Raw genomic sequence first — 20,505 nt, forward strand, 5'->3', positions numbered from 1 at the left:
CCGCAGAATGCTGACAGCCCGTCGTTTCAGCGAGCTTCGGCCTCCGCCAGCGCGGACAGAAGCTTACGCGCGTCGGCCTCCCAGGTGAACGCGCGCGCGCGCGCCGGGCCGAGGTTTGCGAGCCGAGCGCGCTCGTCGCCGTCCTGATCCAGCCGGCGAATCGCCGCCGTCCAATCCGAGACCTTGTGCGGGTCGGCGTAGAGAGCCGCCTCGCCGCAGGTTTCGCGAACGGCGGCGGCGGTGGAGGCGATCACCGGGCAGCCGCAGCTCATGGCTTCCAGCGGCGGCAGGCCGAAGCCTTCGAAGAAGGAGGGAAACAGAAGCGCCCGCGCATGGGCGTAAAGCGTCTTCAACTCGGCGTCGGTGACGCGGCCGAGGAATTCGGAATTGGGCGTCTGGGGCAGGGAGGACTGGGCGAAGACGCGGGCATTGCCGCCACCTGCCACGATCAGCCGCTCGATGCCCGCTGCCGCCGCCGCTTCGAGGGCGGTGCGAATGTTCTTATGAGCGCTGAGGCTGCCCAGCATCATGAAATACGGCTTGTCGCGAAGCTGCCAGCGTTCCACGGCCGTTTCGTCCGGCTCGACGCGGTTCATGTGATCGCAGCCATTGGGCAGGACCGTGATCTTGCTCTTAGGCGCGACGCCGTAATGCTCCAGCATCTCCTTGGAGAACTCGGAAACCGTGCCGACCACGGCCGAGCGCCGAGCGGCCAGCGGAAGCAGGACGCGATAGACAAGACGGAAGCTGCGCGAATAGGATTCGGGCGTCTGATAGACCTGCGCGTCGTGGATCAGCACCATGCTGCGCCGACGAAGGGCCGGCGCAGTGTTGCAGAGGTTGACGAGCCAGCGCCGGCCAGCAGCCGAAGAGAGTTCGGTCTGCTCCCATGCGTGGCCGCCTCGCTTGCCGACGATGCGCGTCCCGATGTGCTTCAGCGGCAGGCTTCGCTCCTGCGAGGGAGGGACGAGAAGCTCGGCACGAAAGGGCGGATGGTCGCTCCCTTTGCGCTCCAGAAGTTCGTCGAGCGCCAGGATGATTTCCTCCGCCACGCGATCGACGCCGGTCGGCTGGCGCGTCAGGAAGCGTCCGTTGAGAGCGATGTCGATCATAGCGTGTCATACCCTTGCCGCGCAGCCTCGAGCAGGCGCGCCGATTGGCGGGGGAGGCTCAGGCCTCGCCCGTTCCGCGAATGCTTCCGCCCGCGTTCAAGGGGTGGCGGTCTGCGCTTCGGCGCGAACCGAGGATGTGCGCCCCCGGTTGGTGTCCAAACGAATTTCGATCGTGTCACGGCTGGCGAGCGGTGCGTCGAGGTCGATGCGCACGGGCTGGCCGCCCCAGGGCGTGCGGTAGACCTCGAGATTGACCGCCAGATCGCCATTGCGCTCGATCGCGTTGCTGGGGGCGATCAGCGTCGCCTCACGCAGCAGATCGCCCGCGACGCGAATATCGCGCCGGGCCTTGTCCAGTTCGGCGCGCGTCGTCTGCAACTCGTTGGACGTATCGATGCGGAAGGACGTATCGACATCCAGAATGCCGCGCTCGCTTTCGTTGACCGCGAGGTTGGCGTTCAACGTGCCGAGGTCGAGATCGAGCCGACGGCTTTCGAGATCGGTTAGCGTCCGCTCCAGCCCAGTCGAGCGTCCGGCGACGGCCAGACCTCTATCCACAAGCTTGTTCACGTCCTTCAACTCGTTGCGCGTCAACTCGATCTGCCGGTCGAGATTGGTCTTCATATCGGCAAAGGTCTTGATCTGGTCCCGCGCCAGATCGCGCCGATCCTGGAAGCTCTTGATGCGGGACTGGCGCACCTGCGCGCGCGTCTCACGGATCGACTCTTCCTCGCTTAGAAGATCGGCTGGAATGCCCTCGACGGATTCCGTCTTCTCGGACGTCACGCCTTCCGCGCCGATCTCCTGTTCGAGACGATGGATCTTGGCGCGCAGACGGTTGGCGCGGTCGCGCGCGTCGTCCAGTGTTCCGGCTGTGGTGATCGCGTCCCGCTCCAGCCGCATTTCGACGCCCGCGCCTCGGAACAGGCCGCCGGCCAGCGCGATCGCCTGACGAACGGTCATGCCCGGCACGTAGGGCACCGATCCCGGCGTTGCGACGGCGCCCAGAATATAGATCGGCGCGCGTTGCGTGATCTGAACCTGCACATCAGGCGCCTCCGGCAGGCTCATGCGCTCCTGCAACTTGGCGGAAATGCGCGCCGAGAGCGTGTCACGATCGAGATCGGCTAGCGACACTTCGCCCAGAAACGGGATGGAGATCGTCAGATTGGCGCTGACGGCGTAATTGCCGCTGAGCGCCGACCACTCGCGATATTCGCCTCGTGCGGGCAGCCATTCCGTCACCTTGATCGAGACCGTATCGAGGGCGTTGAAATCCGCCGCCCGCGCTGCGCCGAGCGATGTGGAGGCGAGCCCGAGCGCGAGCGTCAAGGAGGCAATCTTCAGGAGACCGGAACGGGCCATTCTCATCTTTCGTCGAATCACGCGAGGCCAGCCTCGTCGAATGCCGGATGTCGGAAGAACCGAGAGTGCTTCCTTATCGTAGGTTTTGTCCGCCCTTAACACAATTCCAAGAGGCCGAGCACCACGCCAGCCTAAAAACGCGGTTCATCACTAACATCGGCGAATATGTCGTGTCGGAACGACCTGCAACATAGGAAGAATTTGGTTCAATTGACCGGGTGTCCGCCTTCTACTGCCTCCGTGCCTCGTTGCGTGCAACGAGCGAGAGGGCATCATTCGGATAGTTGTTCGAACGCCAAGCTTTGACGCGACTTTGCGGTCAAACGACGACCGTCAGAACGGGAGAGCGAATTGCGCCGCACCGGCTTCGCCGGGTGCGTCGCTGCCCGTCAGCGCCGACAAGGAAACGCCGAGTAGACGCACGCCGCGCGAATCCAGGGGGCGGTCATGAAGCAGCCGAAAGGCGATACCCTCCATTTCGGACCTGCTGGCCACCGGCAGCAGGACGGACTGGCTGCGGGTGATCTGCCGGAAGTCGGCATATTTGATCTTGAGCGTGACGGTTCGCCCGCGAAAACCGGAGCTTTCGCAAGCGCGCCAGACCTTATCGAGGATCGGCTCCAGAGCGGCCCGCATCTCGTCCGTCTGGAAGAGATCGGCCGCGAAGGTGTTTTCGGCACCGACCGACTTTCTGATGCGGTCGGCCCGTACCGGGCGCTGATCGATGCCCCGCGAGATGCCGAAATAGTAAGGGCCGCTTTTGCCGAAATGCTCCTGAAGGAAGCCGAGCGGACAATCGCGAAGGTCGGCTCCGGTGCGAATGCCGAGCCGCTCCATCTTGGCGGCGGTCGCGGGACCGACGCCGTGAAAGCGACCGACCGGCAGCGCCTCGACGAATTCCGCGCCCATGGCGGGCGTGATGACAAAAAGCCCGTCCGGCTTGCGGTGGTCGGAGGCGAGCTTGGCGAGGAACTTGTTGTAGGACACGCCGGCGGAGGCCGTCAGTCCCGTGACCTCTCGGATTCGCGCCCGGATCAGCTCGGCAATTGTGGTTGCCGATCGGATGCCCTGCAAGTTTTCGGTGACGTCGAGATAGGCCTCGTCCAATGAAAGAGGCTCGATGACCGGCGTGTGTTCGGCGAAGATCGCGCGAATCTGGCTCGAGACCGCTTTGTAGACGTCGAAGCGCGGCTTCACGAAAACGAGGTCGGGGCATTTGCGTCGAGCCGTGACGGAGGGCATGGCCGAGCGCACACCAAAAGTGCGCGCCTCGTAACTGGCGGCTGCCACCACGCCGCGCTCACGCGAGCCGCCCACAGCCACCGGCCGGCCGCGCAGCGAAGGGTCGTCGCGCTGCTCTACCGAGGCATAGAAGGCGTCCATGTCGATATGGATGATCTTGCGCGCATGGGGCGAGGGTGCGAGCGCCTCCCGGCCTGCGACAGGACCGGACGCGGGCGCAACGGCGTCGCCTCGCATCCCTTCGTGCTTGTCCTCTGCCTGTGCCACGCGCAACTCGACCGCTTTCGTTCGCGAGGCAACGCGCGACGGATGGGTCCGACTCAGCGCGCCTCTCGTCAGAAGTAGCGCGTTTTGTGCCTGGAACAAAGGAGGAACTTGCAGGATCTCAGGCGTAGCGCCGCGCGCCGGCCACGCAGGCGACGACCAGAGCTGTGGACACGATCATGCTCCAAGCGACGGGCTCGCCCAACAGGAGACCCGCCAGCGCAAGGCCGAAAAAGGGTTGCAGAAGCTGCAACTGACCCACCCCTGCGATACCGCCAAGCGCCAAGCCGCGATACCAGAAGACGAAGCCGATCAACATGCTGAACACGGAGACATAGAAGAGCCCGGCCCAGGCAACGGTCGGAACGTCGTCGAATGTCCCTGGCAGCGTTGCCAAGCTCAGAAGCGCCATGGCGGGCAGGGCCACGAGCAAGGCCCAGGAAATGACCTGCCAGCCGCCCATTCGGCGCGTCAGCACCGCGCCTTCGGCGTAGCCGAGGCCGCACACCAGGATCGCGGCCAACATCAGAGCATTCCCGAAGCCCGAGCCTTCGCCCGGCTGCAGCAAGGCGAACCCTGCGACCGATAAGGCGCCGACAATCGAGAATATCCAGAACGGCGCGCGCGGCCGCTCTCCGCCCCGCAGGACTCCGAATAGAGCCGTCGCCAGCGGGAGAAGCCCGATGAAGACGATCGAATGGGCCGACGTCATCTGACGAAGCGCAAGCGCCGTCAGGAGGGGGAAACCCAGGACGACACCGCCCGCGACGATCGCGAGGCGGGCGATCTCCGCCCGTGTCGGACGTCGCTGACGAAAGACGAAAAGCGCGAGGGCCGCGAGACATCCGGCGATCACCGCGCGGGCCGAAGTGAGGAAGAGCGGCGAGAAGCCGCCCACGGCCACGCGGGTCGCCGGCAACGAACCGCTGAAGATGATGACGCCAAGCAGACCGCTGCCCCAACCCGAACCGAACTGTTTCATACGACCTCCACTTGAAGAATTCGTATGATCAAAAAGAAAGTTTCGTGGGAGATACGCTTTTCTCTCATCGCATCAAACTGTATGGATAATTTGAGCGTACGTTGGACAGGGTGTGGCATGACGCGGACTGACGAGCTGGTGGACGATGTCAGGCGCCGTATTGCCTCGGGCCAATTGATGGCCGGCGAGAGACTGCCGTCGGTCCGCCGTCATGCCATCGCGATGGGTGTGTCGCCGTCCACGGTGGTCGAGGCCTATGATCGTCTGGTGGCGGAGGGCGCGATCCGCTCCCGACCGGGGTCTGGCTTCTATGTCGCGGGCGCGTCCACACCCTTTGCGCTTCAGGAGCCGAGGCCGGATTTCGAACGTGCGGTCGATCCGCTCTGGGTATCCCGGCAATCGCTGGATGCGGATGCTGCCACAGCGCGGCCGGGCTGCGGATGGCTGCCGGCGGACTGGATGCCGGACGAGGCGCTTCGGCGCTCGCTGCGCCGTGTCGCCAAAGGTGGGCTGGAGGGCCTCGTTGACTACGCGATGACGCGGGGTTCAGCCGCGCTGCGCCGTACTCTCGCCCGCCAATTCTCCCAGGAGGGGCTGGATATCGAGCCCGATCGAATCCTTCTCGCCGTCTCGGGCACACAGGCGGTCGACCTCGTCTGCCGCTTTCTGCTGCAACCCGGCGATACGGTTCTTCTGGACGATCCCTGCTATTTCAATTTTCAGGCCTTGATGCGCGCGCATCGGGTCAAGGTCGTGAGCGTGCCCTATACGCCGAGCGGGCCGGACCCCGAGCGCTTCGCCGAACTGGCGCGCGAGCATGCGCCCAAGCTCTATCTGACCAACTCGGCGATCCACAATCCGACCGGAGCCACGCCATCCCCGGCGGTTCTCCATCGCCTGCTGCTGGCCGCTGCGGCCTACGACGTGACAATCGTCGAGGATGATATTTTCGCCGATTTCGAACCCGAGCCGACGCCGCGTCTGGCCGCGCTGGACGGTCTCGAACGGGTCATCCGGGTCGGCAGCTTCTCCAAGACCCTGTCGGCATCAGCCCGCTGCGGCTACATCGCTGCGCGGGCCGACTGGATTGAGGCGCTGATCGATCTGCAGGTCGCGACGAATTTCGGTGGCCCCAGTCCGTTGGTGACCGATATCGTGCAGGGCGTTCTGGCTGATGGAAGCTACCACAAGCATGTGCTGGCGCTGCGGGGCCGGCTGGCCAAGCGGCGTAAGGAGGTCGGCGCGCAACTGGACGCCATGGGCGTTCGGCCCTGGACGCAGCCGCGCGGCGGTTTCTCGCTCTGGTGCCGCCTGCCGGACGGGCGTGACGCCACGGATCTCGCCAAGGCGGCGCTGCGCGACGGCATCGTGCTCGCGCCCGGCAATGTCTTCAGCCCGTCTTTGGGCGCGCCCGACCTGATGCGCTTCAATGTCACGCAGATGCCGGCGGTCGTTCTGGACTGGCTGCGGCGGACGCTCTCCGCACCGATCTGACACCGCCATTCGCAGCGGAAGGAGATGACGGATTTCAAGAGCGGAGCGCGGCCGTTCGCGTCGAGGGCGGGAGGAGCACGTCGCGAATCTTGCGCAGGGCTTCGTCCTTCGGCGTGCCGTAGGGGATCATGCCCTGGAGACGTCCGTTGGCGCCAATGAGCAGCAGCGACGTCGAGTGGCGCATGTGATAGTCGCCATCTTCCTCGCCGGTCTTGCGCGCGTAGACCATCCAGGCCTTCGAGGCCTTTTCCATCTCGGCTGCGCTGCCAGTGATACCGATGATCCGATCCGAGATCGAGGCGACATAGGGTCCGAGAACGTCGAGCGTGTCGCGCTCGGGGTCCACCGTGAAGAACAAAGCCTGGATCGACTGACCCGACGGCCCGAGATCGCGCAGCCAGTCCGCCAGTTCGATCAGCGTCGTCGGACAGACATCGGGGCAGTTCGTGTAGCCGAAATAGACGATCGACGGCCGGCCTTTGAAGATCGTCTGATCGACCTTGGCCCCGCGCGTATCGCTGAGGGTGAAGGGCTCGTCGGGCGCGCCTCGCGCCGGCTGTTGACTGAGCATCCAGCCGATCAGCCCGAGAAGCACGACCACGAGGGCACCGGCGCCGCCAAGGGCAAGGGTCCGGTTCGCGTTGGACGAGGTCATGGTTTTGTCCTTTCCCGCCGCTCTCGGCGCGGCATACGCCGATCAGGCGTCATATCAGGGTTTGAGGCGAAATTCGGTGTCGATGCGGTCGCACGTTCCATCGCGCGAGTGGACGATGATCTGAAGATCCCAAGGGCCGGATGCGGGGAGGGCGGCGGATGCGCTCCAGCTCCCATCGCCAGGCGGCATGGCCTCCGCTTCGATCGGCTCGGCATCGCCTTGCGCGCGCGAGAAGCGAAACGTGACGCCCTGCGGATCCACCGGCCCATAGTCGATCGTCATCAAAAGCGCGCTCACCCGCACCGGCCCTTGACGACCGGGCGCAACGGCGATGTCGGCCATGATCATGCCCCCCGTGGCATGAAGCGCGATCGGCTCGGCCGCCATTGCCTGCTCGACGCGTGGCGGCGGTGTGAAGCGCCAGACGGCAACGGTGCAAAGGACGAGAATGCCGAGGGCGATTTCGAAGCCGAGCCGGCGGGAGAGAGTGCGGAGCGCCGGCGCGTCGCCTTTGAGGGCCGGCTGTGTCAACCGCCAGCGATTGTCCGCCGCAACCAAAAAGAGGATCAGGACCAGGGCCAGCTTGATGAGAAGCACGCGGCCGTAATCGGTCTGCCAAAGGGCGGGGAGCGTTCCGAATTGCACGGCCGCCAGAAACGCGCCGGACGTCAGCAGAACGGCCAGAAGCGGGGCGATCCGCCGCGAAAAGCGCGACAAGGCAATCCGCCGCGCCGCTTCTGGCTGACGCAGGGCCAGGGCGAGAGGAAACAACGCACCAAGCCAGAGCGCTGCCGATAAGGCATGAAGCGCGACGGCTGGACGCGTCAGAACCTGGGGAGCTGCTGCGGCCGCATGGCCGGTGGACGCCAGCGCGACGCCGCCCGCCATGAGCGCAAGCCCGCTCAGGATCGTGCTGATGCGATGCGGCAGGCGAAGGGTGGACGCGAGCGCCAGAGCGAAGGACAGAGCGAAGGTCAGCGCTGCGACCCCGAAGCCGGTGCCCAGACCGGCCTGCCAGACGGCACGGTTCAAGGCGGCGGAAAGGGTCGCGCCCAGCGCATCGAGCCCCTGCGCCAAGACCGCGAGGGGGAGCGCCAGCAGCCCGGCCAGCAAGGTGAGATGAAGGAACCGGCGGCTGTCAGGTCGTGTCGTGCCCACGAGATAGCACCCCGCCGCGCCGCCGACACCGAAAATGAGAGCGATGTAGACAAGAACGCGGGCGCCCCAGACGAGCATCAGCACGAGGAGATCGCGCGCCGGTGGCAGGTCGGGTGTCGGGCTGGCGGCTTCTACGGAAAACGACAGAGAGCCTGTCACAGGGTGCCCGTCCGCGGAAACGACGCGCCAGACGAGCGCGTGGGTGCCCCGGCCGAGCCTCTCCTCGAGTGGTGCCCTGATGTGTGAGCCTGTTTTCATGCGGGGCGGGAGATCGACGCTCGTGCCGTCGGGCCGAACCAGCGTCAGTCGCAGAGCCGCGACCGGCTCGCTGAAGCTCAGCGACAATTCGCCTGGCGCGCTTTGAAGAAGCGCGCCGTCTTCCGGCTCGGCCGACATAAGCCCTGCATGAGCGAAGGCGGCGGACGAGACCGCGAGAACCATGCTCCCCACCAGAAACACGGCGAGGATCAGGCTCCGCAACGCATCGCCAGGTCTGAAATCTCGCATGAGGAGTTCCTGCTGGAGGATGCGGCCGGGGGCACCGGCCGCATCGGGGGTTCAATGCTGATGCGCTTCGCCTTCACCGGCGCTCGCACCATGGGACGGGCTCGTCGCGCCCATCTTGTCGACCTGCAACTCGACCTCGACCGAGCCGGCCTTTTCGAACGTGAGCGTCAACGGGATCATCTGCCCCTCCTTGAAGGGCGCCTTCAGGCCCATGAGCATGAGGTGGAAGCCGCCCGGCGAAAGCGCGGCCGAACCCTTGGCCGGGATGGCGACGCCGCCCTCGACCTTGCGCATGTTCATGACGCCGTTCTGAATCGACATTTCATGAATCTCGGTTTTTTCCGCCGCCGGCGAACTGGCCGAAACGAGGCGGTCGGGCTCTGCGCCGGAGTTCACCATCACGAAATATCCAGCGCCCGTCTTGGCGCCAGGAGGCGTCGCGCGGCTCCAAGGGTGCTCGACCTCGATCGCGCCGACCTTGAAGCCATGGGCCGCCGCCGGCACCGAGGCCGCCAGCGGTGACAGGCTGAAAAGGGCGAGGCCCAGCACCACGCCGGCAATCCGGCGACCGAATGAAGTCATCGACATGAGGTCCGTCTTTCGAATGCGGAGCTTCGACAGGCTCCTGGAGATAGATGGGGCCGGCGGCAAGACCGCCCCGGCAACGTGGAAAGAGCTTAGGCGGCTCGGCTTAGGCGATGGCGTGTGAACATCCAGTCCATCGCCAGCATCACGACCAGCGAGGCGCCGACGAGGGGAAACAGGACACCGCCCACGACCAAAAGCGCGATCAGCCCGCGAAAGACGCGCCGGTCCCTTGGCAGCGGCGGCACGCCGAACGAGCGGCTCGGCCGGCGCTTCCACCACATGATTCCCGCCGAAACCGCGAGCACCACATTGCCGACGCACACGGCCAGCAGGAACAGCTGGTTGGCGAGCCCGAATTCCTGCCCGAGATGGACATTGATGCCCCATTCCAGCCAGCGGCCGAGCGGCCCGTAATCGGCATAGCTCATGTCGACGAGTGGCTGGCCGCTATATTGATCGAGATGGACGACGCGCTGCTGCGAGAGATCGGCGGGATAAACGGAGCCGGTGTAGACGCCCGTTACGCTCGTCGGGATATTGACCGCGAAGCCGCGATGCAGGCCGAGCTGTCCGAAGGTGGAGACAGCCCGGTCGAGGCCAATCGGCGCGTCCTTGGCCGCAGTCGGCGACGTGGGGATTTCGGCCTGTTCGAGCGACCAGCTTGTCGGGCCTTCCTGCGCGAGCTTCTGTCCGGACATGGGCACGTCCACCCGCACGCCGGAAGGATAACCGAAGTTCGAGCCGTTGGCCCATTGGTTGACCTTGCCGCCCCAGACCTGCGACCACGGCATTCCGGTGATGGCGAGGAAGACGATGAACCCGCCGACGACGAGCCCGGTCACCGCGTGAAGATCGCGCCAGAAGACGCGTTTCGCCGGCGTCGCGCGGATGGAAACGACGCCGCCCTTCTGGCCGCGAGGCCACCAGAGAAACAGGCCGGTCGCCACCAGAACGATCGCCCAACCGGCGGCGATCTCGATCAGCCCGCGTGCCACAGGCCCGAAATAGCGCAGGCTGTGGAGATAGCGCACCGTCCACATGACCGTGCCGCGATCGGCCAGGGCGCCCAGAACCTCACCCCGATAGGGATCGACATAAACTGCGGTCTTGCCGCCATCGGGCGTCTTGATCGTCACTTCGGCGGAGGCGTCCGGCGTGACGGGATCGGTATATTTGACGGCCGTGCCGGGATAGGCGGCGAGCGCCGCATCGACCATGCGGCTCGGCTCGGTGGGGGAGGCTCCCGCCGGCATTTCGACATGCTTCAGATCGGCATGGACGATCCCGTCGATCTCGTTGCGGAAGAGATAAAGCCCGCCCGTGATCGAGAGCGTGATCAGAAACGGCAGGACGAACAGGCCGGCATAGAAATGCCATCGCCAAACGGCGCGGTAGAGATCGGTGATGGTGCCGGTGCGCGGCAGAGCGTTCGCACTTTCGGCTGTGAAATCGGACATTCGGACGGCTCCGAAACGGAGAAAAAAGGAAGAGGTGGGTGGCGCAACGGCCGAAACCGGCGGCCACTATGGGGCGATCGGATGCGGTGGCGCTGCGGGTCGGACGCCGGGCTGAGAACGCTTGAGTCGACACGATTGCGTGGAATGCCGAGCTCTTACGGGTCTTGGTCGATCGGGAGCCGTTATGCGTCAACCCGATCCGACACGCTCGAACCCGTACGGTGCCCACTGGAGGATGGCCGAACCCCTTCGCTCCATCGGCGAAGTTTCAGCTTGCTCGCATCCTGGCGCACGATCGGAGTTCTCGCTCACAGGCCAGAGCCGACGTGACGCCGTGATCAGGCGAACACGCTATCCCGCAAGCTGGCGAAGCGCTGGCCGATCCGATCACTTAGGCGAGGCGGGGCGGCCCGCGTGTCTTGCGCGGCGTCTCGACCGCGCCGGAGCCGACATCCTCGTAAAGCACGAAGGGCACGCTGAGCACGAGCGGCTGGCGAACGAGGCGCGAAAGGAGGGTAGGCGGCGGAAGTGGGCCGCCGTGCATGGCGCAGCTGGCGGAGCAGCAGGACTTGAGCGGGACATGACCGTGGTCGCGCCCCGAGCCCTTATGGGCGTCCGCGATCTCACCGGAGAGGCAAAGCACATTGCCGAACTGATCGCGGGGCATCAACTCGGCGGCAGCGGGGGGCGAGAAGCCGAACAGGGCTGCGTGAACAAGGAAAAGGAACGCGATCACGCGCCCCATCCACCGTCCCGAGCCTCTGGTCTTCTGCGCCAAAACCGGCATCCCCGCCAAACCGTGTGCTTGTGGTAGCACGGTCGGCTGGGGATCGAAACGGCTTTCCCGCTGAAACGGACTCCACCGGGGCAGAGTGTCGCTTCTAGCGCAGGCGCACGGCGATGTGATCGGCGACGCGAAGCGCGTTGGCGATGATGGTCAGCGTTGGATTCACCGCGCCGATCGAGGGAAAGAAGCTGGCATCGGTGACGTAGAGATTGTCGATCCCATGGGCGCGGCAGTCGAGATCGAGAACGGCCGTCTCCGGGTCTTCGCCGAAGCGCAGCGTGCCGGCCTGATGGGCCGTACCGCCGATGGGCGTGTTCTTGCCGAGATAGAGCTTGCGGTCCATCAAATGGGGATGAATGTCGCCCTTGTCACAGATCGTGCGCAGCATCTCACGAAGCGCGCGATGGCCCTCCATGTTGGTCTGCGTCAGGTCGAGATGAACTTGGCCGTTGCGATAGAAGATGCGGTTCTCCGGGCGCGGCAGGTCTTCCGAGGTGAGCCAGAAATCGATCGAATGGTGCGCAATCCAGTCGAACGGCTTTTCGGGCAGCCATTGAAGGAACCCCGGCAATCCCTCGGCTTCGATCTGCATTCCGTCGGATTTCCCGACCATCTGGATATGGCCGAGCGGATATTCGAATGGGTTCAGCGGCGACTTGTCATGGGCATGGTAGAAATCGTTCAGCCCCAGCGTCTTCTGGAACTCGGTCGGATTGGGCGTGCGCGAGATCGCGAGCACCGTCGCGTTGTTGTGGCGCATATAGTTGCGACCGACCTGGCCCGAGCGGTTGGCGAGGCCATCGGGATGCCGGTCGCTGGCCGAGCGCAGGAACAGAAGCGCCGAGGAGAGCGCGCCGCAGGCGGCCACCACGAGATCACCCCGGATGATGTGCCGCTGGCCTTCGATAATAGTCTCCACACCTGTGATCGACGTGCCGACCGGGTTGGTCAGCAGTCGCTCGACATAGGCGTTCTTCAGAAGCGTCAGGTTGGGATGGGCCTTCAAAGCTGGATCGACGCAGATGACCTGCGCGTCCGATTTTCCGTTGGTGAGGCTGGGATAGCCGTCGAACGGGTCGCAGCGCAAAAGCTGGGAGTGAGGCGTCGCCGCGCCCGTCTCGTCCTGATCCAGAAGCGCGCCCATGGGCAGATGGAAGGGATGCAGTCCTTCCTGCACCCAGGAATCCGACAAGGCCTGGATGCGGGGCTCGTGGCGGATAGCCTCGTGCTTGTAGGGCTTGGGGCTGGGTGGCTCGGTCGGATCTTCGCCGCGCGCGCCGCGCACCTCGAACAGCTCCTCGGCCGCCTGATAATAGGGCTCGAAAACATCGTATTTCACCGGCCATTCCGGCGCGATGCCATCGGGGTGACGGACGGCATCGAAATCCTCGACGCGCAGCCGCAGGAGCACCGCACCGTAAACCTTGGAATTGCCGCCGACGAAATAATGCAGGCCCGGCTTGAAACTCTCGCCGCTGGATGACGTCCAGGTCTCGTCCGCTTGGTAGCGCCCTTTGGCGAAAACCTCCTCCGTGCTCCAGTTCTCACGCTCGCGTTTCAGATAGTCGCCACGCTCAATGAGAAGAATGCGCTTGCCGGTCTGGGCGAGTTTCCAGGCCATCGTCCCGCCTCCTGGGCCCGAGCCGATGATGACGACATCATAGCGATCTTCGATCACGGGACGCTCCTTCCGCGGTTCCTGTGCCGGCTAAAGACCGAAAGGCGTTCGGCGTTCCCGCGTTTTTCCATGAAGATTTTTTCACAAAAGCCGGCGGGAACGACGGCATCGCGCGGCGCATTTGAGCCGGTAGACACAATGGTTGAGACAAGACGCCGCGCCATGCCGATCGACCTGCTTTTCGTCTTCGCAACGCGGCTTTCGCTGATCCTCCTGTTTTTGCCTTTCAGCGCGCTGGATAAGGTTCTGAACTTTTCCGCTGCCGTCGATCAGGCGGGGCAGGCGACCGCCAACCGAAACCTGGCGAAGGGGTTGATCCTCGTGGGTTTCAGCGTCGAGCTCCTCATGTCGCTCGGCGTACTCACCGGGATTGCGGATCGGCTCGCGGCCTTCATTCTCGCCGGCTACTGCGCGGTGACGGCCATCTTGTTCAAACAGTTCTGGAAGGCGCCCGACTTCCGCCTGCGCGGTCCCTCCAATGGGCGCGAGACCATGTGGGACTTCCTCAAGAATTTCGCGGTTGCCGGCGGCTTCCTCCTGATCGCCTTCGGGCTTCAGGCGGGCGGGGCGCGGAGCTTTTTCGCGGACCCCCTGTCTTCCACAAATCCATATTCGATAACCCATTCCTCTTCGCAAGGAGCTGAGTTTTGAGCGACGAAAAGCCCAGCGTTCCCTATTGGCATCTCTATACCGACGAGGATGGCATCAGCCGCCAGAAGCGCTGCGCGCTCACCCGGTTCGAGCTGAAAAGCATGCAGCCGCCTGCCGCGCCGCAATGGCAGGGCGAGAAGCATCATGACGGGATGACGGTCATGGTCACGGTTCAGCCGGTTGGCTGGGAAGGAACGTGGCACGAGAACCCCGCGCCGCAATGGATCATCCCGCTGTCCGGCCGCTGGTATGTCGAGAGCATGGACGGAACGCGCGTGGAAATGGGGCCGGGCGAGATTTCCTTCGGCGAGGATCAGGGCACTCGCGAACGGGATGGCCGCAAGGGGCATATGTCCGGCACGGTCGGAGACGAGCCCGCCGTGCTCATGGTCGTGCAGTTCGACACGGCTCGCGAGGAAACGACGCCGTGCCGCTTTGGGTGAGGGGCAGCGCATGAGCGAGATCGGGTTCGAGACGGTCGATCCACGCTTCGATCGCTACCGCCTCGTCAACGCGCCGGTGGAGAAGCTGGCGGAGGGTTTCCGCTGGATCGAAGGGCTCGTCTGGATGGGAGACTGGAACTGTCTTCTATTCCAGAATCTGCCGCGAGATCGCACCATGATGTGGAGCGAGGCGTCAGGCCTCTCCGTCTGGCGTTTTCCGTCCGACCAAGCCAATGGGCAGGCGAGGGATCGCGAAGGGCGCGTCATCTTCTGCTCCAACCGCCTGCGCGCCGTCGCCCGCGTGGAGCATGACGGCCGGGTCAATGTTCTGGCCGATCGGTTCGAAGGGCGGCGCCTCAACTCGCCCAATGACATCGTCGTCAAAAGCGATGGCTCGATCTGGTTCACCGATCCCGTCTACGGCATTTCCAACGATTACGAGGGCACGCGGCAGCCCTCGGAAACCGCGCCGGGCGTCTACCGTCTGGAGCCCGAAAGCGGCCGCCTCGATCTCGTGTCCCTCGATTTCTCCGGGCCCAATGGCATCGCCTTTTCGCCCGATGAGCGACGCCTCTATGTGGCCGAGACGGGAGATCAGACGCAGGCATCGCCCACGCAGGTGCTGCGAGTCTTCGACGTCGCGGAGGACGGGCGCGCGCTGAGCGGCCTTCGCGACTTTGCCAAGGTCTCGTCCGGTTACACGGATGGGATGGCAATCGATGAGGATGGCAATATCTGGTCCAGCGCGGGCGACGGCGTGCATTGCCTGTCGCCCGAAGGCGAGCTTCTCGGGCGAATCCGCCTTCCCGCCACGGTCTCCAATCTCTGCTTCGGCGGATCGCCGCATTTGAACCGCCTGTTCATCGGCGCGAGCCACACGCTTTACGCCGTGTTCCTCAACCGGCGCGGAGCGCGCTGGCCATGAGCGGCCTCTGCATCGAAGTCATTCGGCTGCTGTGCCGCGACACAGCGGCCACCGCGCGCTTCTATGTCGATACGTTCGGTTGCGAAGAGATCGAGCGCGATCGGCATGTCTGTGCGCTTCGCCTCGGAGCGCAGCGCCTCGAACTCGGGCGGGCATCCGCTCCATCCGGGCATCCGCCCTTGTCGAATGAAACCGCGTTCCAGCATTTCGCCATACCCGTTTCCGACATGGAGGCGGCCATGGCCCGGCTCGAACGCATGGAGGGGTGGACACCCATTTCGACGGATGGGCCCGAGCGCCTGCCGGCAGCGTCCGGCGGTGTCACGGCTTTCAAGTTCCGCGATCCCGAAGGCCATCCACTGGAGTTTTTGGAATTTCCCGGTGGCTGGGAGCAGCGACCGGCAATCGCCAAGACCAGCGAGCCTTTTCTCGGGATCGATCATAGCGCTATCACCGTCAGCGATGTGGATGCCTCCATCCGCTTCTATGAGAGCCTTGGCTACCGGCTGAAGGCGCGCCAGCGCAACACGGGCGTGGAGCAAGGGCGACTGGACGGGTTTTCGCGTCCGGTGACCGTCGATGTCGTGACACTCGAAACGGGGCAGGGCGGAGCACCGCATCTGGAGCTTCTCGCCTATGTCGATCCACCCGCAATTTCGGCTCCGGCAGTCGAAGGCTCGCCCTTCGCGACGGAACTGATCCTGTCCGGACTGACATTCGCGTCAGCGCTCCAAGCCGATCCCGACGGGCATCGTTTCTCAAACCTGTGAAAGATCGCGACCTGCCATGTCACCGTGGAAAGATTGCCCACGGCGTTCGTTAAGACACCATGGTCAAGACGAAGAACCCGGTGGAAAGGAATGCATTGGTCGCCGAATGGCCGTTCCCGGTCTCAGCGGCGATGGGCTCGGCGGTGCGGGCCAAGGGAATCGAGCGCGAACTGACCGCAAAGCTGCCCTGGATTTTGCGCGATCGTCTGAGCGTCCAAGATGGCGCCGTCCGCCTGGCCTTCGATGCGGACGAGGCTGAGGCTTTCGAGCGAGCCCGTGAGGCGGTGCAGACGGTGTTGGATGGGATCGACACGCTGCCGGTGCTGCCGCGAGAGGTAGACGACATCCTGACCATTCTGCCCCGAGAGCGGCTTCGTTGGACCAAGGATGGACGTCTCCCCAGCGCAGGCACACGGACCGTAAAATTGCGAGGACGTGCGAAAGCCGTCACCTTCCACGTCTTCGACCCACGGCGGATCGAGGATGTTCTGGATCGTGACCTACCGAGTCTCTGGCGGGAGGAGGATCGCGAGGCCGCCGCCGAGGCCAGACGACGCGCGGCGGCCAAGGTGGCTTTGAAACGCTCCGCCAAAGGCGCGGAAAAGAGCAGCCCTTCCTCGCAGGCGACACCGAAATCAACCGCAAGCCGGCCTACACTCGAAGGTTGGGAGGTCTTTCAAGCCGAAGGGCTTTTGCGCTGACGTCGCAGCGCAGTCGAAACAGAGGCACGTACGATGTAGGATCGTCCGGCTAAAGACGATCCTCCACGCTATGATGTGTCTCAGAAGGTCGCGGTCATCGGATCGGGACCGATGCGCCCGTCGGCCGCGTCGAGCTGCGCGATCGCTTCCATGTCGTCCGCTCCCAGCTGAAAGCCGAACACGTCGATGTTCTCCGCGATGCGGCTTGGCGTCACCGATTTCGGAATGACGACCAGGCCACTGTCGATATGCCAGCGGATGATGATCTGCGCCGGGCTCTTGCCGTGCTTCTCTGCAATGCGCGTGATCACCGGGTCGGTCAGAAGCTGGCCTTGCCCGAGCGGGCTCCAGGATTGGGTCGCGATACCTCGTTCGGCGTGGGCGTGCCGCAGGTCGCGTTGCTGAAAGCGCGGATGAAGCTCGATCTGATTGAGGACCGGAGCGACGCCGGTCTCAGAAATCAGCTGGTCGAGATGCTCCACCGTGAAGTTCGACACGCCGATGGAGCGCGCTCGCCCTTCCTCCCGAAGACGGATGAAGGCCTTCCACGTGTCCACGAACAGACCGCGACGCGGCGAAGGCCAATGGATAAGATAGAGATCGACGAAATCGAGACCGAGGCGAGACAGGCTTTCGTCGAACGCTCGCAAGGTCTGGTCGAAGCCCTGGTTCTCGTTCCAAAGCTTGGTTGTCACGAACAGCTGGTCGCGTGGAACATCTGCGCCGCGCAGGCCCGCGCCCGTGCCCCTTTCGTTTTCGTAGATGGCGGCCGTATCGACATGGCGATAGCCGACCTTCAAGGCTTCCTGAACCGCGTTGGTCGCCACGTCGTCCGGCACCTGCCAGACGCCGAGACCGACCTGAGGGATCGACCGACCGTCATTGAGGGCGATCGAGCTTTGTTGTGTCATCGGACCATCTCCGAAAGGAACCACATGAAAAGCCCTGCCATGCGCCGGAATGCGGGCGGCAGGGAATATGGGCGTCCAATTCGGGCGCTTCCCGGAAAAGTCGAGCGATTGGCGGAAGATTCAATCGCGGCTGGCTGAATGAGGCTTTCCGGCGCTGTCCGAGCCCTTGACCTGATTCCGCTCGCGACTGCTTTTGCGCGGACGTGACTTGGCCAGCGAGGCAAGGGGCTTGACGGCCGACAGCTTGACGAGGTTCTTCTCGATGGCATCGTTCAACGCGGCGACGCCGTCGCGTACCTCTTCGGCATTCGTATAGACGGTGGGAAAGCGCTGGGCGAGCCAGAGCCAAGCGGTGGCGAGGTTGACGCCGTCCTCCAGTCGCTGGAGGTCGCCCGAGCGCAGCGGCGGCTTGGGCGCGGGCTTGCCCGCCGCATGAGCGCGGGCCCAGGTCAGCACTGTGTCCATGAACCAGGGATGGCGCAGCGAGACGGGAACGATCGCGTAGGCGAGACGATCGAGTAGCGGCAGCCTCACCGGTGCCAGCCGGCGCGCCTTCTCGATTTCCTCGTCCATGTCGCCGATCTTCAGGTCGGCATGGTCCATGACGATGCGCGAGCGCAGGAAGGTCAGGATCTGCGCGAGATCGTCGGTTTCCAGAAACTCGGCGGCCAGCGCGACGCTTTCCCGGTTCGGCCGCACGAAGGCCCGCCCCACAAGCTCTTTCGGCGGTGTTGTGATCGCGGCGCGAATCTTCTCGACGCCGTATCCCCCGCCACCGATGACGCCGACCCAGCCCTTTTCGAACATGCCGTAGCGGCCGGCACGCCCGCCGATTTGTCGGATCTCCGAATGAAAGAGATTGCGCCGCCGCGTGCCGTCGAACTTCTCGATCGCTGCCAGAAACACACGCGACACCGGCAGATTGAGCCCCATGCCGATCGCGTCCGTGGCCACCACCACATCCGCCTCGCCGCGCCGAAAGCGGGCGGCCTCGGCCCGGCGCACCTCGGGGCTGAGCGCGCCATAGACGGTGGCGACCGAAAGCCCGAGCGGCACGATCGCCTCGCGCAGATCATGAACGGCCGCGCGCGAGAAGGCGACCACGGCATCGCCGCGGCGAAGGTCCCGCAGGGTGATCGGCTCGGGCCAGGCGTCCAACTCGTTCTTGCGTTCGAGCCGGCGCACTTCCAGCGGCTCGCCCAGGACCTTGGCCAGCCGCTCGACCATGGGAATGGCGTCGGGCGAGCCGGTCATGACGACGAGATCGGCCGGCGCGCCGAAAAGCGCCTGCGTCCAAGCCCAGCCGCGCTGCTCGTCGGCCAACATCTGAAGTTCGTCGATCACGCAGACATCGACGCGCCGCCCCACATCGATCGTTTCGATCGTGCGGGCGTAATGGGTGAAGTCCTCGCTTTCGTCGCGCTCTTCGCCAGTGATGAGACCGGCGCGCGCGCCGCCCTGCGTCAGCGCCTCGCGGTGTTCGTGCGCGAGCAGTCGAAGCGGCGAGAGAACCTCGGCGGTGGCCGCCTCGATGGCAAAGCGCATGGCCTCGTAGGTCTTGCCGGAATTGGTCGGCCCCGCCAGAAACAGGAGTTTGCGCTCGATCGAGCGGGCCAGAGGGAAGAGGTTGGGGTAGCGATCATAGCCGGACGCCTCTGCAAAGCTCGCGCGGCGTCGGCTTTGCAGACGCAGCGCGCGCATGGAGCTAAGCAGTTTGTCGAACCACTTGTTCAACGGCGGCTGCAACTCGTCCTCGTCCGGACCTTGCGCGGCGAAGACGAAACGCTCCAGATCGGCCTGCGTGGCGGCGCGCAGGAAAGCGGAGGGGTCGCCGAGGTCGGCCGTGGCCTTCTGGAACTGGGTCGAATAGCGCTCCGCGAGGGCGGTGAGACCAGCCCGTGCCTTGGCCGCCGCTTCGCTGGCCCGTTCGGCCACGAAGGCGACGCTCGGCTCGATCTCGCCATCGCGCAGAAGCTCATCGTCCGCGAGGCGCTGGTGAACGCCCTTGGGCGCGCGCAGGCGCACGAAGGCCATGAGCAGTGTTGGACGCTCGGTCGGAAAGATCGCGGCGAGCACGGGCACTTCGACTTCGAACCCGCCGAAGGAGCCGTCGCGCATCCGGCGCACCCGCACAACCTCCTCGGCGCGCGCCGAGGCGATCCGGCTGATGCGGTCGGCATCGTCCTCGTCCGGGTCCGGTGCGATTGCGCCTTCGGGAATCTGCGTCATCGCCTTGACGCGCCCGGCCGGCACCAGCCTCGCCTTGCGCTTGCCGCTGTCGTCCTTCGATCCGTCGCCGAAGGGCACCTCGAGCGTGCGCACGAGCCCCGCGCCGACGATTTCGAGGCATCGCGCGAGCGAATGTCCGGTCAGGCCGGGCAACATCGAGATCGGATAGTTGGAAACTGGCTGCATCGGGAGGTCCATCAGGCGGCGGGCGGTCGATGACAGGTCACCGGATCATTCCCGGCCTGCATTAGCAGATGCGAATGGTGCGGTGCCAGAACGAACGGGCACCCTGTTCCCATCGCGCTTCGGCTTGTGGGCGCTGTCATGTAGGACGCTTACAGAGTGGAAAGCTTCCCACTAGTGTCAGGACTCGTTGATCAGAGCCAGAAGATGACGGCGGCCGCGATGCAGATGGCTGAGAAGAAGGTGTGGGCGCATCGGTCGTAGCGGGTGGCGATGCGTCGCCAGTCCTTGAGGCGGCCGAACATGATCTCGATCCTGTGGCGCTGCCTGTAGAGTACGGGATCGTGGGGGACCGGGATCTTGCGCTGGGCCCGTGACGCAATGTAGTCCGGGAAGCCCTGGG

19 protein-coding genes are annotated in these 20,505 nt (G+C 64.8%); 6 read left to right on the forward strand and 13 right to left on the reverse strand.

Translation table 11 applies throughout. The features are described from left to right. Positions 1-26: 26 nt before the first annotated feature. The 4 genes from NS365_RS16530 to NS365_RS16545 all read right to left on the reverse strand — a co-directional run bounded on the left by NS365_RS16530 (position 27) and on the right by NS365_RS16545 (position 4,965). Positions 27-1,112: a glycosyltransferase family 4 protein gene (locus NS365_RS16530; protein WP_058601404.1), complete on the reverse strand. Its 1,086-nt coding sequence runs from the start codon at positions 1,110-1,112 to the stop codon at positions 27-29. 96 nt (positions 1,113-1,208) lie between these two features. Next, complete coding sequence (locus tag NS365_RS16535; RefSeq protein ID WP_058601405.1) at positions 1,209-2,477, reverse strand: polysaccharide biosynthesis/export family protein; 1,269 nt, start codon at positions 2,475-2,477, stop codon at positions 1,209-1,211. A 333-nt stretch (positions 2,478-2,810) separates the two neighbouring features. Continuing rightward, complete coding sequence (dinB, locus tag NS365_RS16540; protein WP_082684664.1) at positions 2,811-3,956, reverse strand: DNA polymerase IV; 1,146 nt, start codon at positions 3,954-3,956, stop codon at positions 2,811-2,813. A 148-nt stretch (positions 3,957-4,104) separates the two neighbouring features. After that, on the reverse strand, positions 4,105-4,965 hold the full coding sequence (locus NS365_RS16545) for a DMT family transporter (RefSeq protein WP_058601406.1): 861 nt from the start codon (positions 4,963-4,965) through the stop codon (positions 4,105-4,107). Between the two features lie 117 nt (positions 4,966-5,082). Between NS365_RS16545 and NS365_RS16550 the strand changes: the two genes are divergently transcribed. Continuing rightward, entirely contained in the window at positions 5,083-6,459 is a 1,377-nt protein-coding gene (locus tag NS365_RS16550; RefSeq protein ID WP_058601407.1) for a PLP-dependent aminotransferase family protein, read from the forward strand. Positions 6,460-6,493: 34 nt separating this feature from the next. Here the strand turns inward: NS365_RS16550 and NS365_RS16555 are convergent, their stop codons facing one another. The 6 genes from NS365_RS16555 to NS365_RS16580 all read right to left on the reverse strand — a co-directional run bounded on the left by NS365_RS16555 (position 6,494) and on the right by NS365_RS16580 (position 13,289). Continuing rightward, positions 6,494-7,114: an SCO family protein gene (locus NS365_RS16555; protein ID WP_058601408.1), complete on the reverse strand. Its 621-nt coding sequence runs from the start codon at positions 7,112-7,114 to the stop codon at positions 6,494-6,496. Positions 7,115-7,168: 54 nt separating this feature from the next. Then, a complete protein-coding gene (locus NS365_RS16560) occupies positions 7,169-8,779 on the reverse strand; it encodes a copper resistance CopC/CopD family protein (protein ID WP_082684662.1) in 1,611 nt (536 codons plus the stop codon). Between the two features lie 51 nt (positions 8,780-8,830). Then, a complete protein-coding gene (locus NS365_RS16565; RefSeq protein WP_244493589.1) occupies positions 8,831-9,367 on the reverse strand; it encodes a copper chaperone PCu(A)C in 537 nt (178 codons plus the stop codon). Between the two features lie 89 nt (positions 9,368-9,456). Then, positions 9,457-10,824, reverse strand: coding sequence for a PepSY-associated TM helix domain-containing protein (locus NS365_RS16570; RefSeq protein WP_058601410.1), 1,368 nt, complete (start codon positions 10,822-10,824; stop codon positions 9,457-9,459). 391 nt (positions 10,825-11,215) lie between these two features. Continuing rightward, positions 11,216-11,560 carry a hypothetical protein gene (locus NS365_RS16575; protein ID WP_153003820.1) on the reverse strand — a complete coding sequence of 115 codons (345 nt, stop codon included), beginning with the start codon at positions 11,558-11,560 and terminating at the stop codon, positions 11,216-11,218. Positions 11,561-11,705: 145 nt separating this feature from the next. Continuing rightward, positions 11,706-13,289, reverse strand: a complete 1,584-nt coding sequence (locus NS365_RS16580) for a GMC oxidoreductase (protein WP_082684663.1) — start codon at positions 13,287-13,289, stop codon at positions 11,706-11,708. A gap of 162 nt (positions 13,290-13,451) precedes the next feature. Between NS365_RS16580 and NS365_RS16585 the strand changes: the two genes are divergently transcribed. The 5 genes from NS365_RS16585 to NS365_RS16605 are packed head-to-tail and all read left to right on the forward strand — an operon-like array spanning position 13,452 to position 16,779. Continuing rightward, on the forward strand, positions 13,452-13,940 hold the full coding sequence (locus NS365_RS16585) for a DoxX family membrane protein (protein WP_058601412.1): 489 nt from the start codon (positions 13,452-13,454) through the stop codon (positions 13,938-13,940). Beyond that, complete coding sequence (locus NS365_RS16590) at positions 13,937-14,383, forward strand: cupin domain-containing protein (RefSeq protein ID WP_058601413.1); 447 nt, start codon at positions 13,937-13,939, stop codon at positions 14,381-14,383. Before NS365_RS16585 ends, NS365_RS16590 begins: the two co-directional genes overlap by 4 nt. 10 nt (positions 14,384-14,393) lie before the next feature. Continuing rightward, the gene (locus NS365_RS16595) at positions 14,394-15,308 is read left to right on the forward strand and encodes an SMP-30/gluconolactonase/LRE family protein (RefSeq protein ID WP_058601414.1); all 915 of its coding nucleotides are present in this window, start codon (positions 14,394-14,396) and stop codon (positions 15,306-15,308) included. After that, on the forward strand, positions 15,305-16,078 hold the full coding sequence (locus tag NS365_RS16600; RefSeq protein WP_058601415.1) for a VOC family protein: 774 nt from the start codon (positions 15,305-15,307) through the stop codon (positions 16,076-16,078). The genes NS365_RS16595 and NS365_RS16600 overlap by 4 nt, the downstream gene beginning before the upstream one ends. Positions 16,079-16,137: 59 nt before the next feature. After that, entirely contained in the window at positions 16,138-16,779 is a 642-nt protein-coding gene (locus tag NS365_RS16605) for a hypothetical protein (RefSeq protein WP_058601416.1), read from the forward strand. 80 nt (positions 16,780-16,859) lie between these two features. Here NS365_RS16605 and NS365_RS16610 read toward each other — a convergent pair whose 3' ends face one another. The 3 genes from NS365_RS16610 to NS365_RS16620 all read right to left on the reverse strand — a co-directional run. Further along, on the reverse strand, positions 16,860-17,690 hold the full coding sequence (locus tag NS365_RS16610) for an aldo/keto reductase (RefSeq protein ID WP_058601417.1): 831 nt from the start codon (positions 17,688-17,690) through the stop codon (positions 16,860-16,862). 120 nt (positions 17,691-17,810) lie between these two features. After that, a complete protein-coding gene (locus tag NS365_RS16615; protein WP_153003821.1) occupies positions 17,811-20,105 on the reverse strand; it encodes a helicase-related protein in 2,295 nt (764 codons plus the stop codon). 191 nt (positions 20,106-20,296) lie between these two features. Continuing rightward, positions 20,297-20,505, reverse strand: a 209-nt coding sequence (locus tag NS365_RS16620) for a transposase (protein WP_244498475.1), incomplete at its 5' end; no start/stop codon positions are given.

The organism is Aureimonas ureilytica (genome assembly GCF_001475935.1).
GTDB lineage: Bacteria > Pseudomonadota > Alphaproteobacteria > Rhizobiales > Rhizobiaceae > Aureimonas > Aureimonas ureilytica_A.